1 protein-coding gene is annotated in these 1,362 nt (G+C 30.6%); it reads left to right on the top strand.

Features of this window, described 5'->3' with window-relative positions:
• The coding region (locus QW117_00955; protein MEM3405524.1) for a hypothetical protein at positions 1-1,362 on the top strand (1,362 nt) is incomplete at both ends.

Genomic DNA, 1,362 nt, shown 5'->3' with positions numbered 1-1,362 from the left:
AGCGGAACATATTGTAAAGATGGTTCTTGTTCATCAAAAAATAAAGAAGATTTAAATTCCTGTAATTCTGAAGGAGAAATAAGATGTATAACTACATCTGCTTATCAAATATGTCAAAAAGATAATAAAGGCTTTTTAAAATGGTCATCTCAACAAAAAGTTAGTCAAGGAATGATATGTAAAGATGATAAATTCATATGTTCTTCTTATAATTCCTGTAATTCTGAAGGAGAAATAAGATGTATAACTACATCTGCTTATCAAATATGTCAAAAAGATAATACAGGATGTTTGAAATGGTCATCTCAACAAAAAGTTAGTCAAGGAATGATATGTAAGGAAGGACTTTTGTCATGTAGTTATGAAGGAGAAACAAGATGTATGGACAAAAAAAATATGCAAACATGTATAAAAAATTCAAAAGGAAATTTAACATGGAGCTCGATACAAACATGTAAAGAAACAGAAGAATGTATAAGTAATAAATGTGTTGATAGGTGTAATAACATTATTTGCGAAGATACTACTATTAAATGTCCTGATGGAACAACTGCTTCATGTACAAATACATGCGATTCTAACACAGGAAAATGTTCAAAATGTATTCCTGATTGTAAGGATAAATGCAAAGGAAAAATTTGTCCAGATACTAAAGTATTATGTCTTTCAGATTGTTCGATTGCAAATTGTAAGAATACATGCGATCCTTCAACTGGGCAATGTTCTTTTTGTATTCCAAAATGTAATTCATATAATAGGACAATTAAGTGTATAATAAGTGATGGATGTACTTCTATAGAAAAAATAGAAGAAGAACCATGTCCGTTATTGAAATGTGATAGTTTAGATCTATGTCAAGGAAAAGATTGTGGTGAGACAAAAATATTATGTCCTGATGGAACTTATTCTATATGCAAGAATACATGTAATCCTTTAACAGGCTCTTGTGAAAAATGTACTCCAAATAAATGTGAGAATAAATGTGAAAATGTTGTTTGTTCTGCTTCTACAATACAATGTTTTGATGGAACCACTTCAAGCTGTACAAATACATGTGATCCTAAAACCGGATTATGTACAAGCTGCACTCCAGTAAATACATGCAAAGATTTATGCTTAAATGTAAAATGTAATAACAGCGAGATAAAATGTCCTGATGGAAGCATAAGTTCATGTCAAAATACATGTGATCCTAAAACCGGATTATGTACAAGCTGCACACCAGAACCTTGCAAAGATCTATGTCAAGGAAAAGATTGTGGTGAGACAAAAATATTATGTCCTGATGGAACTTATTCTATATGCAAGAATACATGTAATCCTTTAACAGGCTCTTGTGAAAAATGTACTCCAAATAAATGT

The organism is Candidatus Pacearchaeota archaeon, from assembly GCA_038874355.1.
Lineage (GTDB): Archaea > Nanobdellota > Nanobdellia > Pacearchaeales > GW2011-AR1 > JAVZCO01.
Note: the sequence above shows the minus strand (reverse complement) of the source record. Positions and strands in the feature narration are given on the sequence as shown.